General features: G+C 33.3%; 27 protein-coding genes. 3 read left to right on the top strand and 24 right to left on the bottom strand.

What is annotated here, in order from left to right:
- Positions 1-24: 24 nt before the first annotated feature.
- From yqfC to ACSBO6_RS14400, 7 genes are all read right to left on the bottom strand, one after another.
- Positions 25-273, bottom strand: a complete 249-nt coding sequence (gene yqfC, locus ACSBO6_RS14370) for a sporulation protein YqfC (protein ID WP_091022830.1) — start codon at positions 271-273, stop codon at positions 25-27.
- A gap of 198 nt (positions 274-471) precedes the next feature.
- Complete coding sequence (locus ACSBO6_RS14375) at positions 472-942, bottom strand: hypothetical protein (RefSeq protein ID WP_098844953.1); 471 nt, start codon at positions 940-942, stop codon at positions 472-474.
- Positions 943-1,251: 309 nt separating this feature from the next.
- Positions 1,252-1,701 carry a GatB/YqeY domain-containing protein gene (locus ACSBO6_RS14380; protein WP_098844954.1) on the bottom strand — a complete coding sequence of 150 codons (450 nt, stop codon included), beginning with the start codon at positions 1,699-1,701 and terminating at the stop codon, positions 1,252-1,254.
- Between the two features lie 14 nt (positions 1,702-1,715).
- Positions 1,716-1,889 carry a 30S ribosomal protein S21 gene (gene rpsU, locus ACSBO6_RS14385; protein WP_003152957.1) on the bottom strand — a complete coding sequence of 58 codons (174 nt, stop codon included), beginning with the start codon at positions 1,887-1,889 and terminating at the stop codon, positions 1,716-1,718.
- Positions 1,890-2,052: 163 nt separating this feature from the next.
- Positions 2,053-2,724, bottom strand: coding sequence for a deoxyribose-phosphate aldolase (deoC, locus tag ACSBO6_RS14390; protein WP_098844955.1), 672 nt, complete (start codon positions 2,722-2,724; stop codon positions 2,053-2,055).
- Positions 2,725-2,876: 152 nt separating this feature from the next.
- Positions 2,877-4,094 (bottom strand): MFS transporter, encoded by a 1,218-nt coding sequence (locus tag ACSBO6_RS14395; protein ID WP_498843543.1) that lies wholly within the window; start codon positions 4,092-4,094, stop codon positions 2,877-2,879.
- Between the two features lie 260 nt (positions 4,095-4,354).
- Positions 4,355-4,966, bottom strand: coding sequence for a sterol desaturase family protein (locus tag ACSBO6_RS14400; protein ID WP_498843544.1), 612 nt, complete (start codon positions 4,964-4,966; stop codon positions 4,355-4,357).
- Positions 4,967-5,188: 222 nt separating this feature from the next.
- On the opposite strand from ACSBO6_RS14400, the gene ACSBO6_RS14405 reads away from it, so the two are divergent.
- Complete coding sequence (locus ACSBO6_RS14405; RefSeq protein WP_098844958.1) at positions 5,189-5,512, top strand: hypothetical protein; 324 nt, start codon at positions 5,189-5,191, stop codon at positions 5,510-5,512.
- Between the two features lie 28 nt (positions 5,513-5,540).
- On the opposite strand, the gene ACSBO6_RS14410 is transcribed toward ACSBO6_RS14405, so the two are convergent.
- The 3 genes from ACSBO6_RS14410 to ACSBO6_RS14420 all read right to left on the bottom strand — a co-directional run bounded on the left by ACSBO6_RS14410 (position 5,541) and on the right by ACSBO6_RS14420 (position 7,765).
- Complete coding sequence (locus tag ACSBO6_RS14410; protein ID WP_142339181.1) at positions 5,541-5,705, bottom strand: RDD family protein; 165 nt, start codon at positions 5,703-5,705, stop codon at positions 5,541-5,543.
- A 138-nt stretch (positions 5,706-5,843) separates the two neighbouring features.
- Entirely contained in the window at positions 5,844-6,557 is a 714-nt protein-coding gene (locus ACSBO6_RS14415) for a WxL domain-containing protein (protein ID WP_498843545.1), read from the bottom strand.
- A 368-nt stretch (positions 6,558-6,925) separates the two neighbouring features.
- The gene (locus ACSBO6_RS14420) at positions 6,926-7,765 is read right to left on the bottom strand and encodes an SAM hydrolase/SAM-dependent halogenase family protein (RefSeq protein WP_098844960.1); all 840 of its coding nucleotides are present in this window, start codon (positions 7,763-7,765) and stop codon (positions 6,926-6,928) included.
- A gap of 798 nt (positions 7,766-8,563) precedes the next feature.
- On the opposite strand from ACSBO6_RS14420, the gene ACSBO6_RS14425 reads away from it, so the two are divergent.
- The gene (locus tag ACSBO6_RS14425) at positions 8,564-8,974 is read left to right on the top strand and encodes a hypothetical protein (protein ID WP_098844961.1); all 411 of its coding nucleotides are present in this window, start codon (positions 8,564-8,566) and stop codon (positions 8,972-8,974) included.
- Positions 8,975-9,070: 96 nt separating this feature from the next.
- Here ACSBO6_RS14425 and ACSBO6_RS14430 read toward each other — a convergent pair whose 3' ends face one another.
- From ACSBO6_RS14430 to ACSBO6_RS14470, 9 genes are all read right to left on the bottom strand, one after another.
- On the bottom strand, positions 9,071-9,250 hold the full coding sequence (locus tag ACSBO6_RS14430) for a tudor domain-containing protein (protein ID WP_025568179.1): 180 nt from the start codon (positions 9,248-9,250) through the stop codon (positions 9,071-9,073).
- A gap of 7 nt (positions 9,251-9,257) precedes the next feature.
- Complete coding sequence (locus ACSBO6_RS14435) at positions 9,258-9,554, bottom strand: ferredoxin family protein (RefSeq protein WP_025568180.1); 297 nt, start codon at positions 9,552-9,554, stop codon at positions 9,258-9,260.
- A complete protein-coding gene (locus ACSBO6_RS14440) occupies positions 9,555-10,850 on the bottom strand; it encodes an FAD-dependent oxidoreductase (protein ID WP_098844962.1) in 1,296 nt (431 codons plus the stop codon).
- Complete coding sequence (locus ACSBO6_RS14445; protein WP_498843546.1) at positions 10,834-11,874, bottom strand: electron transfer flavoprotein subunit alpha/FixB family protein; 1,041 nt, start codon at positions 11,872-11,874, stop codon at positions 10,834-10,836. The genes ACSBO6_RS14440 and ACSBO6_RS14445 overlap by 17 nt, the downstream gene beginning before the upstream one ends.
- Complete coding sequence (locus tag ACSBO6_RS14450) at positions 11,875-12,702, bottom strand: electron transfer flavoprotein subunit beta/FixA family protein (RefSeq protein WP_498843547.1); 828 nt, start codon at positions 12,700-12,702, stop codon at positions 11,875-11,877.
- Positions 12,703-12,885: 183 nt separating this feature from the next.
- Complete coding sequence (locus ACSBO6_RS14455) at positions 12,886-13,740, bottom strand: VOC family protein (RefSeq protein ID WP_098844965.1); 855 nt, start codon at positions 13,738-13,740, stop codon at positions 12,886-12,888.
- Positions 13,737-14,096, bottom strand: coding sequence for a DoxX family protein (locus tag ACSBO6_RS14460; protein WP_498843548.1), 360 nt, complete (start codon positions 14,094-14,096; stop codon positions 13,737-13,739). Before ACSBO6_RS14460 ends, ACSBO6_RS14455 begins: the two co-directional genes overlap by 4 nt.
- Positions 14,097-14,483: 387 nt before the next feature.
- A complete protein-coding gene (locus ACSBO6_RS14465) occupies positions 14,484-14,933 on the bottom strand; it encodes an RrF2 family transcriptional regulator (protein ID WP_025568186.1) in 450 nt (149 codons plus the stop codon).
- A 162-nt stretch (positions 14,934-15,095) separates the two neighbouring features.
- Positions 15,096-15,299, bottom strand: coding sequence for an alpha/beta-type small acid-soluble spore protein (locus tag ACSBO6_RS14470; RefSeq protein WP_098428898.1), 204 nt, complete (start codon positions 15,297-15,299; stop codon positions 15,096-15,098).
- Positions 15,300-15,597: 298 nt separating this feature from the next.
- On the opposite strand from ACSBO6_RS14470, the gene ACSBO6_RS14475 reads away from it, so the two are divergent.
- Positions 15,598-16,635 (top strand): LLM class flavin-dependent oxidoreductase, encoded by a 1,038-nt coding sequence (locus ACSBO6_RS14475; protein WP_498843549.1) that lies wholly within the window; start codon positions 15,598-15,600, stop codon positions 16,633-16,635.
- A 52-nt stretch (positions 16,636-16,687) separates the two neighbouring features.
- Here the strand turns inward: ACSBO6_RS14475 and ACSBO6_RS14480 are convergent, their stop codons facing one another.
- From ACSBO6_RS14480 to ACSBO6_RS14500, 5 genes are all read right to left on the bottom strand, one after another.
- Entirely contained in the window at positions 16,688-17,143 is a 456-nt protein-coding gene (locus ACSBO6_RS14480) for an SRPBCC family protein (RefSeq protein WP_098844967.1), read from the bottom strand.
- A gap of 134 nt (positions 17,144-17,277) precedes the next feature.
- Complete coding sequence (locus ACSBO6_RS14485; protein WP_098844968.1) at positions 17,278-17,706, bottom strand: DUF4395 domain-containing protein; 429 nt, start codon at positions 17,704-17,706, stop codon at positions 17,278-17,280.
- A gap of 1,011 nt (positions 17,707-18,717) precedes the next feature.
- A complete protein-coding gene (cdaS, locus tag ACSBO6_RS14490) occupies positions 18,718-19,344 on the bottom strand; it encodes a sporulation-specific diadenylate cyclase CdaS (protein ID WP_098844969.1) in 627 nt (208 codons plus the stop codon).
- A 132-nt stretch (positions 19,345-19,476) separates the two neighbouring features.
- The gene (locus ACSBO6_RS14495) at positions 19,477-19,863 is read right to left on the bottom strand and encodes a RidA family protein (RefSeq protein WP_098844970.1); all 387 of its coding nucleotides are present in this window, start codon (positions 19,861-19,863) and stop codon (positions 19,477-19,479) included.
- A 78-nt stretch (positions 19,864-19,941) separates the two neighbouring features.
- A complete protein-coding gene (locus ACSBO6_RS14500; protein ID WP_098844971.1) occupies positions 19,942-20,226 on the bottom strand; it encodes a hypothetical protein in 285 nt (94 codons plus the stop codon).
- Between the last annotated feature and the right edge of the window lie 14 nt (positions 20,227-20,240).

Raw genomic sequence — 20,240 nt, forward strand, 5'->3', positions numbered from 1 at the left:
TGATCATGGTGTAAGTTCTAGATGCTATTCATTAATAAAATACACATGCTCAATTTCGCCTTCCAATAAAATCTCCTCAGGTAACATTGTCTTCAAAATAAAATCTTTCCCCTTAATCAATAACTGCCCCTGCTTCATTAACAAACGCAATTCATTATCTGAATACACAAGTAACCCTCTATGGTTTTCAATATAAATATGTAGTTGACCTAACATCGTAATACGTGGCAATTCTAATAGTACATCTGGTGGTAAGTCCATCTTACTTGACATCCATGTTTTTAAATTATGCGCTAATCTTTTCAAGATAGACTCCTCCCCCTTTCATATCATATTTATGATGAATTTTGAAAAGGTATGATACAAAAAGAAAAAGGTAAAGGAAATTTAAGATGAATATTGGTTTATAAAAGATGGTGAAAACATGAATAAAAAAAACCGAGAACAAAACTATTCTCGGTTTAAGTTTATTTACATTCTTCTTTGATTTGTAACATCTTGATAAAAATCTTGTTTTCCTTGTGAAGTGACAACCCACCATAGAACTCCTTGTGTAAGAAAGAAAAGACTCCACATTAACACAAGACCAATTGAAGTTAGATCACGACCCCCATCACCAACTATTCCTTTGACTGTAACATAAGTGATGAGAACACTCACAATCAAACCTGCCAACTTTATAAATAACGGCTTTTTAGCCATTGGAGTTTCCATTTGTGATGAATTATTTGTTTTTGTTTCAGTTTTAATCGTTTTTTTATAAGATCTAGCATAATCATGAACCCCTTGCTTAATCTCATCTTCTAGTCGTTCTTCGTCACCTATTACCATCTCTCTAGTAATAAAGATTAATGAAAATGCGAATGGTACGACCATTATTAACCAACCTAAAGCAAATGCTATTCCACCGAAATCATTGTGTAAATCTCCAAACGGTGTCATTACTCATCTCTCCCTTTTAAGTAACGTTTAATGAATGAATTGTTTTTCTAAATTCATCATAGCGAATAACATTTACTTTGTATGTGATTTAAATCACACACTAGTTAAAAATGGACTAAAATATTACTAATTTTCCCATTACTTGAATGTACAAAAAAACTGAGAACGTTTAGGTATTCTCAGTTTGGGTGTGATTTTTACTACTATATGTTCTCTACAGGATCTTGATTGAGCGAACCAGCATACAACTAACGATTTCTTTACCTTATAAATAAAAAAACAAAAAAATAAACGTCTATAAATAGACGTTTATTTTAACAGACTTGCTACAGCTTTATTCACAGAAGAGCCATCAGCTTGTCCTTTTACTTTAGGCATAACTGCACTCATTACTTTCCCCATGTCAGCTTTTGATGTAGCACCGACTTCTGAAATTGTAACACGTACGATTTCAAGAAGTTCCTCTTCAGATAATTGTTGAGGCAAGTATTCTTTTAGAATCAATAACTCTTGCTTTAATTTATCCACAAGGTCTTGACGACCAGCTTTTTCGAATTCCAGGAGGGAGTCTTTACGTTGTTTCACTTCACGAGTTAAAATTGTTAACTCTTGATCAGCTGACAATGTCACATTATTCCCTAAGTTAATGACTTCATTTTGTAATGACGCTTTCACCATTCGAATAACTGCTAACTTGTCTTTGTTTTTTTCCTTCATCGCTTGTTTCATATCTGAATTCAAACGTTCGAGAAGACTCATAGTAACACCCTCTCTTAGAATTTACGTTTTCTCGCTGCCTCTGATTTTTTCTTACGTTTTACACTTGGCTTTTCATAAAATTCGCGTTTTCTTGCTTCTTGTAGCGTACCAGTTTTAGAAACTGAACGTTTAAAACGACGAAGAGCATCTTCTAAAGATTCGTTTTTACGAACGACTGTTTTAGACATCTTACTTTTCCCTCCCTCCAAGCTACCACTTACAATCAATAAAACATTGTAAAAAAGAAACACTTTTCCACATGTCTTTTACGATTATAATACATAAACTATTGATAGGTCAACAGGTAAATGTCAAGTTTGAAACTTAACACCCTTTCGTCATTAAGAGGAATCAATAACCTTCTGTTGCTACGTTTCCTTGGACAATCGTGATACCATTACTTGTACCAATTCGAGTTGCTCCGGCTTTAACCATTTCATTTACGCTTGCTAGATCACGTACTCCACCAGAAGCTTTCACGCCAATATCAGGTCCAACTGTTTTTCTCATTAATGCCACATCCTCTACAGTTGCACCACCAGTTGAAAATCCTGTAGATGTTTTAACGAAATCTGCTCCGGCTTTTACAGAAAGCTTAGAGGCCATTTCTTTTTCTTCATTCGTTAAAAGACTTGTTTCAATAATTACTTTTACTAATGCTTTACCTTTTGCTGCATTAACAACAGCTGCTATATCTTGTTCAACAGTATCATAGTCCTGATCTTTTAAAGCTCCGATATTGATTACCATATCGACTTCCTTAGCTCCATTTTCAATTGCATTCTTCGTTTCAAACGCTTTCGTTTCTTTCGTATTCGCACCTAAAGGAAATCCAATTACTGTACAGACTAAAACTTCAGATCCCTTTAATAAACTTGCACAATAACTCACCCAAGTCGGATTCACACAAACAGAAGCAAAATTATGTTCTTTTGCTTCTTGACATAATTTTTCAATTTGCGATTTAGTTGTTTCAGGTTTTAAAACTGTATGATCAATCAATTTATTGATATTAGTTGTCATTTTGTAGTGCTCCTAACTTATTTTTTTCAAAAAATACGCTTTTATAGACACTGAAATATCAGCATTGATTATTATTTGTTTTTTCATTTTTAATTATGTGATACAAAGCATAAAATTTAATACATCAGTAAAAAAAATCCAAAGCATCCTATTTAGATCGATGCATTTGAATTTTTTTCGCCTGTTTTATGATTGTCATGTACTTTAAGCATCATAAAGAAAGAAATTGTAATAAAGAAAAAACCATACAAGAACATAAACTTGAATCCAATGAGATCAATAATTCCACCTAATAAAGGTGGTGATATAATATTAGCAATCGATGAAAACAAATAATATAAACCTGTATAAGTTCCAATAAAACCAATCGGTGCCATCTCAGCTAAGAATGGATAGGAATTAATGTTTACTAATGCCCACAAACATCCCATCATCAAAAAGACTAAACGAATGTAAAATAAATCCTTTAAGAAAAATAAAACAATAAATCCAACCATAATCCCAAATATCCCTATTAATACACTGCGTTTCTTACCTATTTTTGTCCCAATGAATCCGGCTGGAATTGCAAAAATTAAAAAAGCTAATGATATGAAGGCAAATGAAAATGCCGCAGCACTAACCTTTACCCCTAAATAAACTTCTCCATAACGTGTAAAAAAGGTTTCAATTCCATTAAATCCCGTGAACCAACTAAGAATAGCTAATAATAGAAATAATGAGCTTTTATTCTGAATAGCTGAACGAAAACCTTCTCTTAATTGTACCTTTTCTTCTGCCCGCTCATAATTGAGAACATCTCTTTTTTCCCTAATAAAGAAAAAAAGAATGAAAAAACTAAATAACATTAAAAATCCTGCCAAGTAAAAAGGATATCCTTTATTTAGATCCCACAAAATTGAACCAACAAAGAATGCAATTAAAGCACCAATTCCCCCCATAAAATTAATAACGCTATTCGCCTTGCTTCTTTGTTCAACTCTTGTTAAATCAGGCATAAGTGCAATTACTGGAGAACGGAAAATACTCATACTTAGATTCATAAAAACAACAAAAAAGATTAACATAAAAAGTGTTTTATGCACTGGAATTAGAAAGGTAAATAATGCTGCAAGAGGCATTCCAATCATTAAAAATGGCATTCTTCTACCAAATCGTGTATCTAAACGATCACTATACATTCCAACTGCTGGTTGCAAAAATAATGCAAAATAATTATCGAACGTCATAATAAATCCGATCAAAGCAGATGACTTTAAATAATCACTTAAAAGTTTTGGCATAAAAGCATTATAGACTGACCAAGTAAGACTGATTGCAAAAAATCCAAATCCTAACAGCATTATTTTTTTGTAATTAAGTTTAGTCATTTACATTTCTCACTTCTATTATCTGTCTATAAACATTATCAAAATGAGTACGATCCAATGACACAATCATCCCCCCTTATTCTCAGTATAGTAAGCACTCCAATCAAATATTTGCCCTTTTTTCAATTTTTATAAAATATAAAACTTTAAAACCGACAAAAAAAACCTAGTATAAACACTAGGCATTTTCTTTCATCATCTAAATTGTAAAAATAATACTGCAACACCCATTATTCTTCCAAAAAACGTTTATTTGCAGTTTACACTCTTTCTTCAAGAGCTTTAGCGGTATTGCTTGTTACTACTTCCTTCTCATCCTTTAACGTACCAAAAATCCCATCAAAAATAGGTGTTGATACGCCATACCAAAAATTTTCATTTTTAAAATGATGTAGGATATGTAGCTTTTTAATCTGTCTTCCTAGTTTTGTTATTGGTTTAATTGGCTTGTGAGCTACATAATGTTTCCATTCGTACACTAGTAACATAAAAACTAAACCTGAACCAAATGAAATCGTTTGAATCGGATCTCTAAAGATCAAAAAATAAATGATACAAAGTGAACCTAAATTTGGAATGCTATACCATATCGGTAAAAATAACAATTTCAAATCATCTGGATACGTATGATGATCATAATGAATTCTTTTCATAAATTTAAGAAATAGTTTATTTTTTGGTGCCTTTATGTGAAAAAAGAAACGATGAGTTACGTACTCACTAAACATAAAAAAGATTAAACCGATCATAAAAATTAAAACAGTAAACCACGAAAAATGAAGTCCTATACTATAAATAAATCCAATTAAAAAAAGTGCCCCCATCACAATTATATCGAAATGAAGAAAAAATTCTCGATATAGACCTTTCATAAAATCCCCCCTTATCATGTTTTAATGAACTTAATATCAAATTTATATTTCAATATTATTTTTGAAATTCCTTTATAAGTTCTATTTAAGCTAATTATTAATTTTGAATAAAGCATTGTTTTGAATAAAGCATTGTTTTGAATAAAGCATTGTTTTGAATAAAGCATTGGTCGGTGAGGATAATAAAAATTGTAACCAAAAATACGTAAAAGGGAGATCTATATGGAAAAAAGGAGATATTATGTATCTGTCCAAGCAAAAACTATCGTTCCAAATCAAGGGGACGCACCTTATGAGTTAGAAATCGATGCTACAATCGATGAAAAACATAGACTCGAAAGAATTTTTCATGAGATAGACAATTACGATGAGGCTACTGGTGTTCAAGCAGCATTTTTACCTTCATTTACAAGTAGTAGTCAAGAAAAAAGTCTAGAATTATACAAAGGTTATGACTATTTTTTAAAACAAGCTTATGCAATGATTTATGAATTAGGTACTGAAGAAACACGTGCCCATATACGCCAGATGAATATTTTAAAATAAAAAGAAAGCTCTTTGCTTTCTTTTTATTTTAAATATCAATGACTTTTGTATTTGCGATTATATCATGTAGTGTTCTACGATCTGCAGAGAAAATGAAAAACGGATCAACCAATGCAACAACAAAACCTACAATTAATGAAAAATATGGTATTTTTATGTATCCTAAAAGGAAAAAAATTTCTCTTATAATCATTGTCCTTTCCAAACAAAAGTGGGTATTAGAATATAAAATATAAGGCCAATATTGCTAAATTATACAGAATTTTTCATTTAAAAAATAGAAAAAGCCTAATAGAAAATATCTATCAGGCCAAGAATTTCGATAGATTGGTTATACACCAGGAGCATCAACTAGAGTCCAAGTAACAACCGCTTCGTGATTACCAATTGTTGCTGAGCCACCAGGAATTTGTAAGGTAACATTATTATTTAATGCACCATCATTAACATTAGGATTTGGACCTAACCATCTTGTTAACCAAGTACCAAGACCCGTACCTGGTTCTGCAGTAACAACTAATGATTCAGTTAATCCATCTGTATTTAAAGTAATCGTTTGAGCAGGCGTTGGGCTAGTTCCAATACCTGGTGTAGCCACTGATCCATTTTTAAATGTAAGAACCGCTCCTGGCAATGTTTCACTTATACCATTTGAAAACCTACTAGCTTTTGCTGTCACTTTCCACCCTGCACCAGTACCTCGGCGATCAGAAACTTGGATAAAAGGCTTTTTAGATGTAGAAGAATAAACCTCATTACTAATTGAAATTTCTTTTGATCCAAATTGAACTGAAGAAACATAGTCTAAAGTTAACGGACCACTCTCACCTGTAGGAGGATTTGTTGGATTAGTAGGATCAGTTGGCTCTAATGGAGTTGTAGGATCTGTTGGATCTACTGGATTTATTGGACTAGAACCTTCTTTAAACGTAACACCTGCTTTTGAATTTGCTTGAGACGCAACAGCTGCAAAAGATGTATTTGCCGCCCCTACAATTGTTGAAATACTTACTACGCCAATTGCTACAATTTTTGAAACCTTCATTTAATGAAAACCCCTTTAAAAAAATTCTTCAAGTAAAGATGCTTTCAAAATCGAACTATACATCTATCTAGAAGTTATAGCCAATTATAGTAAAGTAAAACACAATAGTCTGTGAATAATTTGTGAAAACGTTCACTAAAATTTTACTGTTAATTTTACGAATTTGCGAAATAGAAGAAAATTAATCGTGTAAAAAATGATTATTTAGTGAAATACTTAACAAAATTTCAAAAATTGTAGTTCATGCCCGATTAAATTCATAAAAAAGAAGCCTACTTAAAGATCAGTAAACTTCTAAGTTAAAATTTTATTGTAAAATTACTAAAACTTGAGAAGAAAAAAATCTTTTATGAACACTCAAGTTTTTCCTACTTACTTTTAAGTGTTATTTCCCATTCTACACCCGTATCAATTCCGTATTCATCGGTAAACGAACCTTGATTAACAGCAACTGCCATTTGATCTAGACTGTTCGCATATAAGATTGGTTCTCCAATTTCTACATCAGCAAATGATTTCCCATATTTTACGGCTTGTTTGTATACTTTTCTTCCTTGATATGTAATGAGTATTTCCACAAAGTCCCCATGGGAAACGCCTTGTTTAAGAAAATCAGATCGACTGATATTCGTCCAAATGCTACCATAACGTACATCTAATATATCAATAGTTCCCGTTATCGAATTGTTTTCACTATGACATTCTTTAATCGGTAATTTTATGTAAGAATTTGAATCTACTTCTGGGCCAATATTTTCGAAGTCGATTATTCCAGAAGCTAATCTTGCACCCGTAAAAGCAAATATATCTCTCCCGTGGAAAGTATAGGATTCACTTGAATTTGGTAGTCTATTAATTTCTTCGTCAATGACTCTTAATTGGTTTATTCCATATACTTTGCCAACATGTGTTAAAGTTCCGTTATCAGGTGTTATAATAAAGTGATTCGTATTTGTACGAGCCACTATACTTCTACGATCTGATCCAACACCTGGATCAACAACTGAAACAAAAACTGTTCCAACTGGCCAGTAATTCATTGTTTGTACAAGTCGGTAAGAAGCTTCCCAAATATTGTATTGAGGTATATCATGGGTCAAGTCGTAAATCTTTATATCTTGATTTACACTACAAGAAACACCATACATAGCGCTAACTGCTCCATCTAGTAATCCAAAATCTGACTGAAACACTAATGCATTTCCCATCTAAACACCCCTAATTGTTCGAATATTTAAAATTAAATATAAATTCAATCTATTATTTAGTCAATGATATTATTCGTATTTTATTGAATGAAATTAATTCTACTTTGCTTTTATTTATTTCTAGTTAATTCTACTATTTTACCTTACTGATTGTTTCAACATTCATCTTAAGCATCAAAATAAAAAAGATATAGTTTTTAGAGACTATATCTCAGTGTGTCGACAAAGTACAACAAATCTAATCTTCAGACTGATTGCAAGCGCTTGTCTTTCGAGGCGCGAAGCCTGGTGAGGAGCGGAGTTACCCTAGACGGTAATGAGCACCGCAGACAGGTGAAGCAACGAAGAAAGCGAGCGTTTGTCAACAGTCTGAGATATAGTTTTTAGAGACTATATCTACTAATAACGATCGCATTTAATTTATCTAGTTTAGAATTGAAGGCACATCAACAATTATTACTAGTGTCTCCTAGTATTGTGTAGAAATGTATTCTAAATTAAAACAGGTGTATCTAATAATTTAACTAAAAACTTCAGAATAAACGAACTAAAGAATGGATTATGAAAATAATTAACGATTAGTTCTTAACTAGTTGCAAATTGATTTTGAATATTCACTATTAACTCCTCCGACTAAAGCACTAAAAAACAATTTGTGACGCACAGGAAAATAGAACTGATAATTATTTTCCCTTGAAATTTTCTCTACTTTAGTAACACTCCATATCATTCCAAAAAGGGAATTTAGTCCGAAATAAAGAATAGTTATTATGTGGAGAATTATAGGGAGGCTATCAATTGTACACGTTTATAGAATTATTATGTCTGATTGGATTCTTGTTTTTTATTACTATGGGGATTAACTCTTTCTTCAAAATGAACGGAAAGTCTTTAAAGAATTTTATGATCACTGGAGCGTTATTTGTTTTATTTATTTTCACCTCTTTGATAGATCCTTCAAATGAAACAGAACACAACGAGGTAACAGAAAAAGACAAAAATACTAATCCAACAATAGTTAATAAAACTGTACACACTAATTTAGTTACATGTCAAAAAGAAAAAACAAAAATAGCTAAACCTACAGACAATAATAATTTAATTAAATCCAATAAGAGCAATGTACGATGTAAATCGATAAAACCTAAAAAAGTGAAGATAGAAAAAGGAACATATAGAATTGTTTTTATGGTATACGGGTTTATGTAATCATTTTTATAATATGTAATTAAGGGCTATATAAGAGGTTGTAGTTACCTCTCATATAGCCCCCATTCTTATATCGATCCATCTAATAAAGGTGAATTATTTTGGAGTGAAGAGTTGAATTAATTCTGCGCAACTAATTTTCCTCAGTAGATCGAAACTTGCCCAACTGCAAACACGATCTTCCCAAGCTACTAAGCAATGATTATCTTTTGTTTCCATAACCGTTCCCACAGCACCATCTAGGCTAAACATAACATAGTTGCCTATCGAGAACATTTTAAAATCACCCCAATCTAAATATAATTCCGTGCCCACCTTTCGGATATTCCCATTTAATATTTTGATGAGGACAGCCTATTCTACAACTTCCACATTCATGACAACCTTCGTATCCAACATGCATTCGAATATTTTCCCATTTATAAACTTCAGCTGGACAAAATATTGTACAAATTTTATCGGGACATTTTGTCATACAAATATCGGAATCTAGTACAGTTAAGTGCGATTTTGTATCGGCATTAAAACGAACGAGATATTGCTTTTCTTCGATTGTACTTTCTTTTTTTGTCTCACTCATTTATTTCATCACCTTCCATGCTTTGTATACATCTTTCGCAAGCTTAAGTTTAGCTTTTGCCCCTCCTATATTACTCATAATATTCTTTTGTTTTTCCCATTTAGATTTACCATCTACTGTAAACATTTGGCTAGCTGATTTATTTAATAGTGGAATATATTCCTCGAAGTATTGAGGGAATTTTTCAAAATGATGTGTTGCATCTTTATATTTTTTCAAATCCTGTCCTACAAAGCTATTTAGTAATTTATCAGCGTACGGTTTTAATGCCACATCAGAGTAGTTATCAAACGCTTTTGCTTCAATAATGGTCTCTGCTGCTAATCTTCCAGATGTCATTGCCATATTTGAGCCTTCACGATGGATTGCATTTACTAACTGTGCTGCATCTCCAATTACTAATACTCCGTTTCCTACCAATTTAGGGATTGAATTGTACCCACCTTCAGGAATTAAGTGCGCAAGGTATTCTTGCGGTTCGCTTCCTTGAATAAATGGTCTAATCATCGGATGATTTTTAACGTATTCAAGTAAATCATATGGTTTCAATTTATTTTCAATCATTCCTGATAATAGTGTACCGACTCCAATACTAAGTGAATCTTTATTTGTATATAAAAATCCTGTGCCAACTATCCCTTTTGTCGCATCTCCAAATAGCTCGATTGCTACCCCTTGGTTACCTTCAAGACCAAATCGATCTTGAATTATTTTACTATCTAGCTTTAAAATTTCCATTGTAGCCAAAGCGACTTCATCTGGTCTCCATTCTTTATGGAAACCTAAAGATTTTCCTAAAAGTGAATTTACACCATCAGCCAGTACGACCACATCGGCATATAAATCACCATCTGGTCGATCTGTTCTTACCCCCACTACCATATCGTTTTCTACAATACACTCAAGAACAACTGTTTCATTAATTAATAATGCACCTTGTTCTACTGCTTTTTGAGCAAACCATTGATCAAACTTTGAACGAAGAACAGTAAAATTATTATAAGGTTCTTCAGCAAATTCGAGACCTTTATATCCAAAGGTTGTAGCGGATTGTTTATCAAGCATCATAACTCGTTGCTCTACAATCACCCGCTCGATTGGAGCATCCTTCCAAAATTCAGGTATAACGTCCTCCATCATTTTACGATACAATACGCCACCCATAACATTTTTCGAACCTGGATACTCTCCTCTTTCAATAAGGACAACATTAACACCATTTTTTGCGAGCTCGTATGCACATGAAATTCCTGCTGGGCCTGCTCCAACGACAATTACATCAAATTTTTCCGGCATGATCGTGATTTTCCTCCTTTAAAGAAAAATTTTCTTGGAATTCGTTAATCAGCATTGGTACTATTTCAAATGCGTCTCCCACGATGCCGTAATGACAAGATTGAAAAATTGCCGCATTCGGATCTTTATTGATCGCAATAATGAGACCTGAATTTTGCATCCCAACAATATGTTGTATTGCACCAGATATCCCTATTGCGAAATAAATTTTTGGTGTAACCGTCACGCCAGTCTGACCTACTTGATGATGATGTTCAACCCAGCCAGCTTCAACTACATCACGACTTGCTCCAACAGCCGCACCAATTGATTCAGCAAACATATGAATCAACTGAAATCCGTCTTTACTACCTAACCCTTTACCACCGGCTACGATAATATCGGCTTCGTCAATGCGAACTTTCTTAGTTGTAGCCCGTACAATCTCTAATACTTTTGTACGAATATCTTCTTCTTTCAAATCAATTTCCTCTTCGATCACAACCCCTTCAGCACCAGGAATAGGAGTGAGCGCTTTCATTACCTTTGGACGAACGGTAGCCATTTGAGGTCTATATTTCTTACAAAGAATAGTTGCCATTATGTTTCCACCAAATGCAGGTCGACTAGCTAATAAGAGTCCTGTATCCTCTTCAACATCCAATACAGTAGTATCGGCAGTTAAGCCTGTCGGTAAGTCAGTTGCCACCGCACTTGCTAAATCCTTCCCTTTAGAAGTTGCACCATACAATAAGATTTCAGGCTTATATTTGTTACAACATTCAAGTACTGCTTTCATATAAGATTCAGTGCGATAATCTTTAAAAATTGGATCATCGTATACATAAACAATGTCAGCACCGTATTCAAATAACTTAGGGGCTAATGATTTCACATTTTCACCAATTAATAATCCTGCTAATTCGCAACCACGTTTTTCTGCTAATTCTTTACCAGCTCCAAGCAATTCTAGCGAAACGGGTGCTATAACTTTATCGTTTTCTTCAATAAACACCCAAATCCCTTTGTACTCTGAGAAATCCATTTAAACCCCTCCTTTCACTTCAAATAATTCTTTCTTCTCATTTAAAATCTTCATCAATTCCTTAACCTTTTCTGATGAAGTTCCTTCAAAAATCGTTCCACCTTTAGCCTTTGGTGGAGCCCACACTTTCGAAACGATTGTAGGTGAACCTTTTAAACCTAATTGTTTAATATCAATATCTTCTAGATCCTTTACAGCCCAAATGGTCGGATTATACCTAGCAGCTTTTATCATATTTGTAAGTGATGAATAAGGAACTTCATTTATTTCTTTTTCAACTGCAAATAAACAAGGTAAACTTGTTTTAATCACTTCATGGCCATCTTCTATTTTCCGATGAACAATCGCATACCCTTCATCTTTATTAATTTCTTGAACCATCTTAACCGATGTTAATGGCGGTATATCTAAACGACGTGCAATACCTGGTCCAACTTGTCCAGTATCACCGTCAATTGTCATCTTTCCACAAATGATTAAATCAATCGCTTGAATTTGCCCTATTTTTTCAATCGCCTTTGTCAATGCATAACTTGTCGCTAAAGTATCTGCCCCAGCGAATGCACGGTCTGAAATCATATACCCTTCATCTGCACCGATTTCGATACATTTTCTTATCGCTTTTACAGCAGGTGGTGGCCCCATGGTAATAACCGAAACAGTTCCACCATATTTATTCTTTATTCGAACAGCTTCCTCCACAGCATGAGCATCATACGGATTTAATATGGCTGGAGCACTAGCACGGTCCATCGTATTTGTTTTCGGATTCATCTTAATGATCTTCGTATCAGGAACTTGTTTTATACAAACTACAATATGTAACACTTTTTCACTCTCCCTTTTTCTTCCCGTCTCCCATAGTTAGTAAATGTACATGTTGTTCAAATATATTATTTTTATTGAAGAAATATGATAGATTGCAGCTAAAAAATGAGAAACGAAAAAAAGAGACATTCACAACATAATGGTTGAAAATGTCTCTTTGACTGTATTCTATTTTATTTTTCATTAACTAACTACAAGCTGGATTGTAATGCCTGAAGGGTCCTTTGTAAGTGTGACGCCATTTTCTACATAAACAAAAGCTCCCATATTCTTTAAACGATTTACTACGGCCGTTTTTTCTTCTTCACTTGGATATAAAAGCGTAAAATTCTTTAACCCTGCACTGTTCTTTGAAGGTGCAACTCCCCTGGCACTATGCCAAGTATTTAAACCGATGTGATGATGATAACGTCCTGTTGAAATAAATAATGCTTGGCTTCCATATTTCGTTACAACATCAAATCCAAGTCCATCACAATAAAACTTCTCTGAACTAGTTAAATCAGAAACTTGTAAATGGATATGCCCCATAATTGTTCCTTCTGGTAATCCATTAAAATCCTCATCCTCAGCAAGTGCCAAAAGCCCATCAACGTCTAAACGTTTACTGTCCATAACGACATACTCATTTTGCCATTGCCAATTCTCAGATGGACGATCTGCATAAATTTCAATCCCATTCATATCTGGATCCGCTAAATAGATTGCTTCACTGACTAAATGATCCGAACCACCCTGAAGTGGGTTTCTAGTTTCAATCAAATGCTTAAGCACGATACCTAAATCTTTTCGAGTAGGAACTAATAACGCAAAATGATACAATCCTGTATTTTCCTCATTTTTAGGAGTAACTTTATCTGGCTGCTCTAATTTTATTAAAACATTTACCCCATCTGCAGTTAAACTAGCATTTGTAGTGGAATGCTTCAAAACTTTTAAACCAATAACCTCTTGATAAAACGCTAATGAACGCTCTAAATTTGCAACTTTTAATTCAACCGTTGGAGCATAAACTTTTGGCTTTTGATGAAAATTCATTTTAATCTACCACCTCTAGAAAATAATACAATTAATGTTAACACTAACAGAATGAATGGAGCCATTGCAACACTCATGCCTTGCCCCGCTTGTAAGTGAGTAAATACAGCTCCTACCATAATAATGACTAATCCGGCTGAAGCAAGCTTACCAATTAACAATTTCCAATAACCAACTAATAAACCAATTGCACCTAACACTTCAAATGAACCAATCGTATACATCATACCTTTTGAATAACCATAAACCTCTTTAAAATCATGTAACATCTGCGTATTTCCATTTAACTTTACAATTCCAGACATGAGAAATGCAATAATTAATATCCCTTGAATAATTCTAGTAAACCATTTCATTTAAAAATCTCTCCCTTTTTTACTGAACTTATACTAAGTACAGTTTATTTTAAAATATTTTACTACTACTTACTGTTCTTATTTCAGAAACAGTAATACTTAAAAAAATAGTGTGGTTACTAAAGGTGGTTACTTTTTGTAAGTGCATTTGATTTAAGTACAGTATATGCGATAACTGTTCTTATTTCAAGTGCATTTTTTTGATTTTATATTTTCTATGTACTCAATGCTTAAATTTAGAAACTCGTATGGGAATTAAAAAAATGATTATTTTGTCCAATGCCATAAGACCTAGAGGAATAAATAACCTCGTCCTCTTATTTTTATTTGTAAATCTACTATCCCAACAAAATAAAAATATCGTACATCCAAAAATGTACGATATTTTCAAAGTGATTCGATCGTTTTATGACTGGCACGTCTTACAAAATCCGCCAAAGTATAGTTACATAAAAAGCCAAGTAAGTGCTCTTCTGCTTCGATTGCAAAGTCTGAAAATACATTGTTCATTACACGTCCACTAGTACAGTCAGATGTGGATTCAATTAGTGCGGTTGATAGAGGTTCTGTCATTTGTAGGGCAATGTAGACTTGTTTTAAGGTAATTTCCTCGGGTGACTTAGCTAATAAATAACCGCCATCTCGTCCCTCTCTTGCTTCTACAATTTTTTCTTTTACGAGGGGAGCCATGATTCTTCTCATAAATGAAACACCTGATCTAATATGTTTTGCGATTGCTTTACTTGGTGTAACCCCTTCTGTTGTTGCTAGTAAAACTAATGCCTGAATAGCAAATCCGAACCACTTAGGAGTAACGGAGTTTTTGCAACTTGACATAATTTATCACCATCCAGTGATATTATTATCCCCCGTTTTTGTATCCCTTGCAAGTATATAGTAGTTTTAAAAATAAGTAGGTCACGTTTTCTAATAGGGAGAAACATTTTTTACAACATTAAAAAAGGATGGAAAATTAGCTTTTCCATCCTTAGTTTTTATTTAACGAGCATATCCGCCTAGGCTTTGTTCTGCCATTTGAACTAGACGCTTCGTAATTTCTCCACCAACTGAACCGTTAGCGCGTGAAGTTGTGTCTGGTCCTAAGTGCACTCCAAATTCAGAAGCTATTTCGAACTTCATTTGCTCAATTGCTGAACTTGCATTTGGTGAAGCATATTGATTTGAAGATCTTCTGTTTGCCATGTTGTCGACTCCTTTGTCTTTTGGATGCTCTGATGTTGTTTATCAGATTAAAGATAGTATGTTTCTGAAAAATTATTCTATACATTTATTTACAAATTTTTTTCTTTTTACCAAAAGTACTTCTTGTTTCCATATAACGATTTCTTTGTATAATTATTTCCAAGTTCAAAAACTTGTATTATGTCTTTAGATTTTCTATAATCTTACCATACTGTATTTAATTAAAACACAGTTTATTTAATGAAATCGTCTCGTTTTTTCCATATATTGAGAAATGGATTTTTAGGAGGAAAATTTTATGATGAATAATCGTTTCCAAGATAAAGTTGCTAAGAATTTAAGTGATATACCTTTATCTGTATTAGACTTAGCACCAGTTGTTGAAGGAAGTACTCCTGCTGATGCGTTTAAAAATAGCCTTGATTTAGCACAGCATGCTGAAAAATGGGGATATCACCGTTACTGGTTTGCAGAACATCATAATATGCCAGCAGTTGCAAGTTCAGCTACTTCAGTTGTAATTGGACATATTGCGAGTGGAACATCAACGATTAGAGTTGGTTCTGGTGGAATCATGTTACCAAATCACGCTCCTTTAGTCATAGCAGAACAATTTGGAACATTAGAATCATTACATCCAGGTCGTATTGACCTCGGATTAGGTCGTGCTCCTGGTAGTGATATGTCAACAACTAGAGCGTTACGTAGAGATTTACGCAGCCATGAAGACTTCCCTGCTCAATTAGAAGAATTACGTAATTACTTTAATCCGCCAGGTGGTATTGGCAATTCAACGGTTCAAGCGGTGCCTGGTGAAGGTTTAGATATCCCAATTTGGTTACTAGGATCTAGTGGCTTTAGTGCTCAGTTAGCTGCCGAACTAGGTTTACCATTTGCTTTTGCAGCGCACTTCGCACCAGACTATACAGTCCAAGCAATGCAGTTGTACCACAATCATTTTATACCATCTAAAATTTTAGATGAACCATATGCAATGATTGGTTTAAATGTTGTCGTTGCTGACACAGACAAAGAAGCAAAAAGACTTTTTACAACACAGCAACAATCATTTTTAAACTTAGTTCGAGGTGGTAAACCAGCTCTTTTAAAACCACCAGTTGACGATATGGATGAAATTTGGAGTCCATTTGAAAAAGAAACACTTGAAAATCAAATGAAACTTTCTGCTATTGGTACAATCGAAACCGTTACTGAAAAACTACAAACCGTTTTAAATATAACAAAAGCTGATGAGATTATGGTAAATGGCTCAGTTTTTGATCATGCGGCGCGTCTATATTCATATGAATTATTAAGTAAAGTATCAAATAAATAACGAATAAGGAGAGTACAAGATGCTCTCCTTTTTTTGTTTAGAATAATTAAGCTTACTCCTTTAAAGCTTCCTGTTCGACTCTTTGTAAAAATTCATGTACTGCTTTTAAATTATTCCCCTTTGGATTAGCTAGTTTTAACATTGCCCGTCCGATAAAATTCACCCCCGCATTCGTGCCTTCATAAATAAATTTTGTATGTGAATCATCGATTTTTTCTAATGTAAATGTTAAATTTGTTTCAAAAGCATTAGCTAAAACAAAATGAATTTGCTTTTTTTTATATGATTCAGTATCCTCGTATGCTAATGTTTCAACAATATAAGATTCTACACGTTTCCCTTCTCTATAACTTTGCTGATGCTTTGCACCTACTTCATTTTCGTTTTTATCAATTAAATTATGCTCCTCAACTTTTGGCATTATTTTCTTAATATTTTTATCTAAAAATAGACTCCATACTTTTTCGATATTTGCATTAATAACAATGTCTTCTTTCCATTTAATCATTATTTATATTCTTCCTTCCTGAAGCAATAAGTTTAATTGTAAATTCTTATACAATTTCTATTATACAGAATTATGTTTTCGTATCATAAAAAAAGCCCTCTCAATTAATGAGAAGACTCAGATTTGAAAATAATTTACCTTAAACTTTTTCGGTATTTATATTGATTCCATTGAAAATGAATATAGCATCCAATGCAAAATCCATTGATTGCGATAAACGATGCTAATGCGACCATAATTGAAAACACATAAAATAATACATTCCAACCAAGTAATGCTCCAATAAAAGCAAGAGATAAACATGTTACTGCAATTGTTTGATTAAAATTTTGTTGGCCTTTATCCTCTTGTGGATAGCTAGATGGTTTCTTTTTTAAAAAACGTTTAGCAAATGTAATGATTGGATGGAAATCAAAAAGCAATCCACTAAGACCACTAATTAAAGGTATAAGTAATAGCCAGTACTGACCAGTAATCCAAGTTAATATAACAGAAATAAAGATCGTCCATTGATTTGTACGAACTAAAGGTAATGGAATTGTATTTATTTTTGAATTAGACATACCAAAAACCAACCTTTCATATCGGAATAATTAAGTATAATCATAATATGATTTCAAATACAATACAATCCATAAAATCTGAAAAAAGTATTATTTATTTTAAAAACAAAAAAACGATCAAAATGACCGTTTGGCAAGTAAAGATAAAACTTTTACTATATTTAAAATGGAACCCCTTGATTCAGTACTTTGGATTAAACTTGGATTGTACTTCCTCATAACGGGTTCATGCGGTAGGTCTTTGGCTTAAACTTGATTTGTACTTCCTCATAACAGGTTCATGCGGTAGGTCTTTGGATTAAACTTGATTTGTACTTCCTCATAACAGGTTCATGCGGTAGGTCTTTGGCTTAAACTTGATTTGTACTTCCTCATAATGGGTCCATGCAGTAGTACTTTGGATTAAACTTGATTTGTACTTCCCCATAACGGGTTCATGCGGTAGGTCTTTGGCTTAAACTTGATTTGTACTTCCTCATAACAGGTTCATGCGGTAGGTCTTTGGCTTAAACTTGATTTCTACTTCCTCATAGGGGTTCATGCAGAAGTTCTTTGGCTAATACTTGATTTCTACTTCCTCATAACTGGTTCATGCGGTAGGTCTTTGGCTTAAACTTGATTTCTACTTCCTCATAGGGGTTCATGCAGAAGTTCTTTGGCTAATACTTGATTTCTACTTCCCCATAACGGGTTCATGCGGTAGGTCTTTGGCTTAAACTTGATTTGTACTTCCTCATAATGGGTCCATGCAGTAGTACTTTGGATTAAACTTGATTTGTACTTCCCCATAACGGGTTCATGCGGTAGTTATTTGGCTTAATCTTGATATGTTCTTCCTCATAACAGGTTCATAAAGAAATTCAAAAGCAAGAATATGAAAAAAACTTACTCATAATAAGTTTATAAGTAAGTAAATTAGCAAATAGATGAAAACCACACACTAAAAAACACACTCTTTAATGGAACTAAAACTACAGCCTCAGCTTTACTTAACAATAATCCATTTCAGTTTCAATTAATTGGTGCTCCATATTGAACAGGATATAAGCTCCCTTTATAAGCGAAAGATATATTTCCTGTTTCTTCAGATACAACTAGAGCAAGTGCATCGCTTTGTTCGGAAATTCCAACTGCTGCTCGGTGCCTTGTTCCAAGTTTTCTATTATCGTATGTAATTTTTGAAAGTGGAAGTACATTACCTGCTGAGATGATCATGTTATTTTCAACTAGGACTGCTCCGTCATGTAGAGGGCTACCTGGATAAAAAATTGATTCTAGCAGTGCTGGAGATAGTTTTGCACCTACATGGATCCCAGAGCTCATCAATTCTTCTAGTGTGTCGTTTCTTTTTACAACAATTAATCCGCCGTGTTTACGTTTGGATAAGTGTTGAACTGTGATTGTCAATTCATCAAAGATATCAGTATACGGAGAAAGATATGAATTTAAATAAAATGAGGCTGCATCCATTTGTAAATTATTAAAGACGCGATGTATATTTTCAAATTCAGTTAATATGCCACAACCTTTATTTTCAATTCTTCCTATTATGCCTTCGATTTTTAGATTAAGTTGAGTTAGTGTTTTTGTTATATTTTTGATTAAAGTGGGATTTAATTGAGACTCGAATTCATCCATTTCAATTTTTCATCTCGCTTTCGAACCGAATTACCTCCACTTAAGTTTCCCAAAGTTGGCTATGTTATACCGGTCAATACCATACTTGGTTTTTTACTATAACATTTGATTACACATAATGAACTATGTTGATTATCTTGCTGCCCATGCTTCAACTTCTATTTTGATGTCTGGATTTGCTAAAGCTGATACATAAGCATAAGTTGTTGCTGGTGGGTTACCAGAATGAAATTGGCTCCAACAGTCTAGAAAGAATTGACGATCGATTTTCTCCGTTAGCCAAAAGTTTAATTTAAAAAGATTATTAAGATCGACTTTCTCACTTTCAAGGATGCTTTTAATGTTCTCAAGTGCATTGACAAATTGACTTTCGATATCATTTGGAAATACTCCGTTTTTGTCGTTTCCTACTTGCCCTGATAAAACAACTAGCTCTGCATGTCTTGGGACAATTGTGACATGACTATATTGGCCAACTGGTGCTGCAACAGATTCGGGGTTCACTTTTTTAATTTTCATTTTAATTTCCTCCTTTTTTCTTTCAAAAAACCTCAAATGTTTTAAACATTTGAGGTAGTCATTTTATATGTATATAGTTTATCTTAATAATTCTATTACTTTAGCTAAGCCCGTAGGGGTTATTGAAATATTAAATAATGAAGCAATTTCTTTTTGATCTATATCACTCTTAATCCAAGTTAAACCGTTTATAAATCCTTGTATTTCTAATTCAATTAATGCAGGTTCGACATCATCAATTTCTACTCCTACTTCATTATGAAGCCCTTTTTCAAAATTTGGCTCTTTTTCTTGAAGTTCTTTAAAAATAGCTAATAGCATTAATCCTGCATCTGAAATCTTACTTGCCAGAAAAAACACCACCTTTCAGACTATTT

It is taken from the genome of Bacillus sp. AL-1R (assembly GCF_052180195.1).
Lineage (GTDB): Bacteria > Bacillota > Bacilli > Bacillales > Bacillaceae_G > Gottfriedia.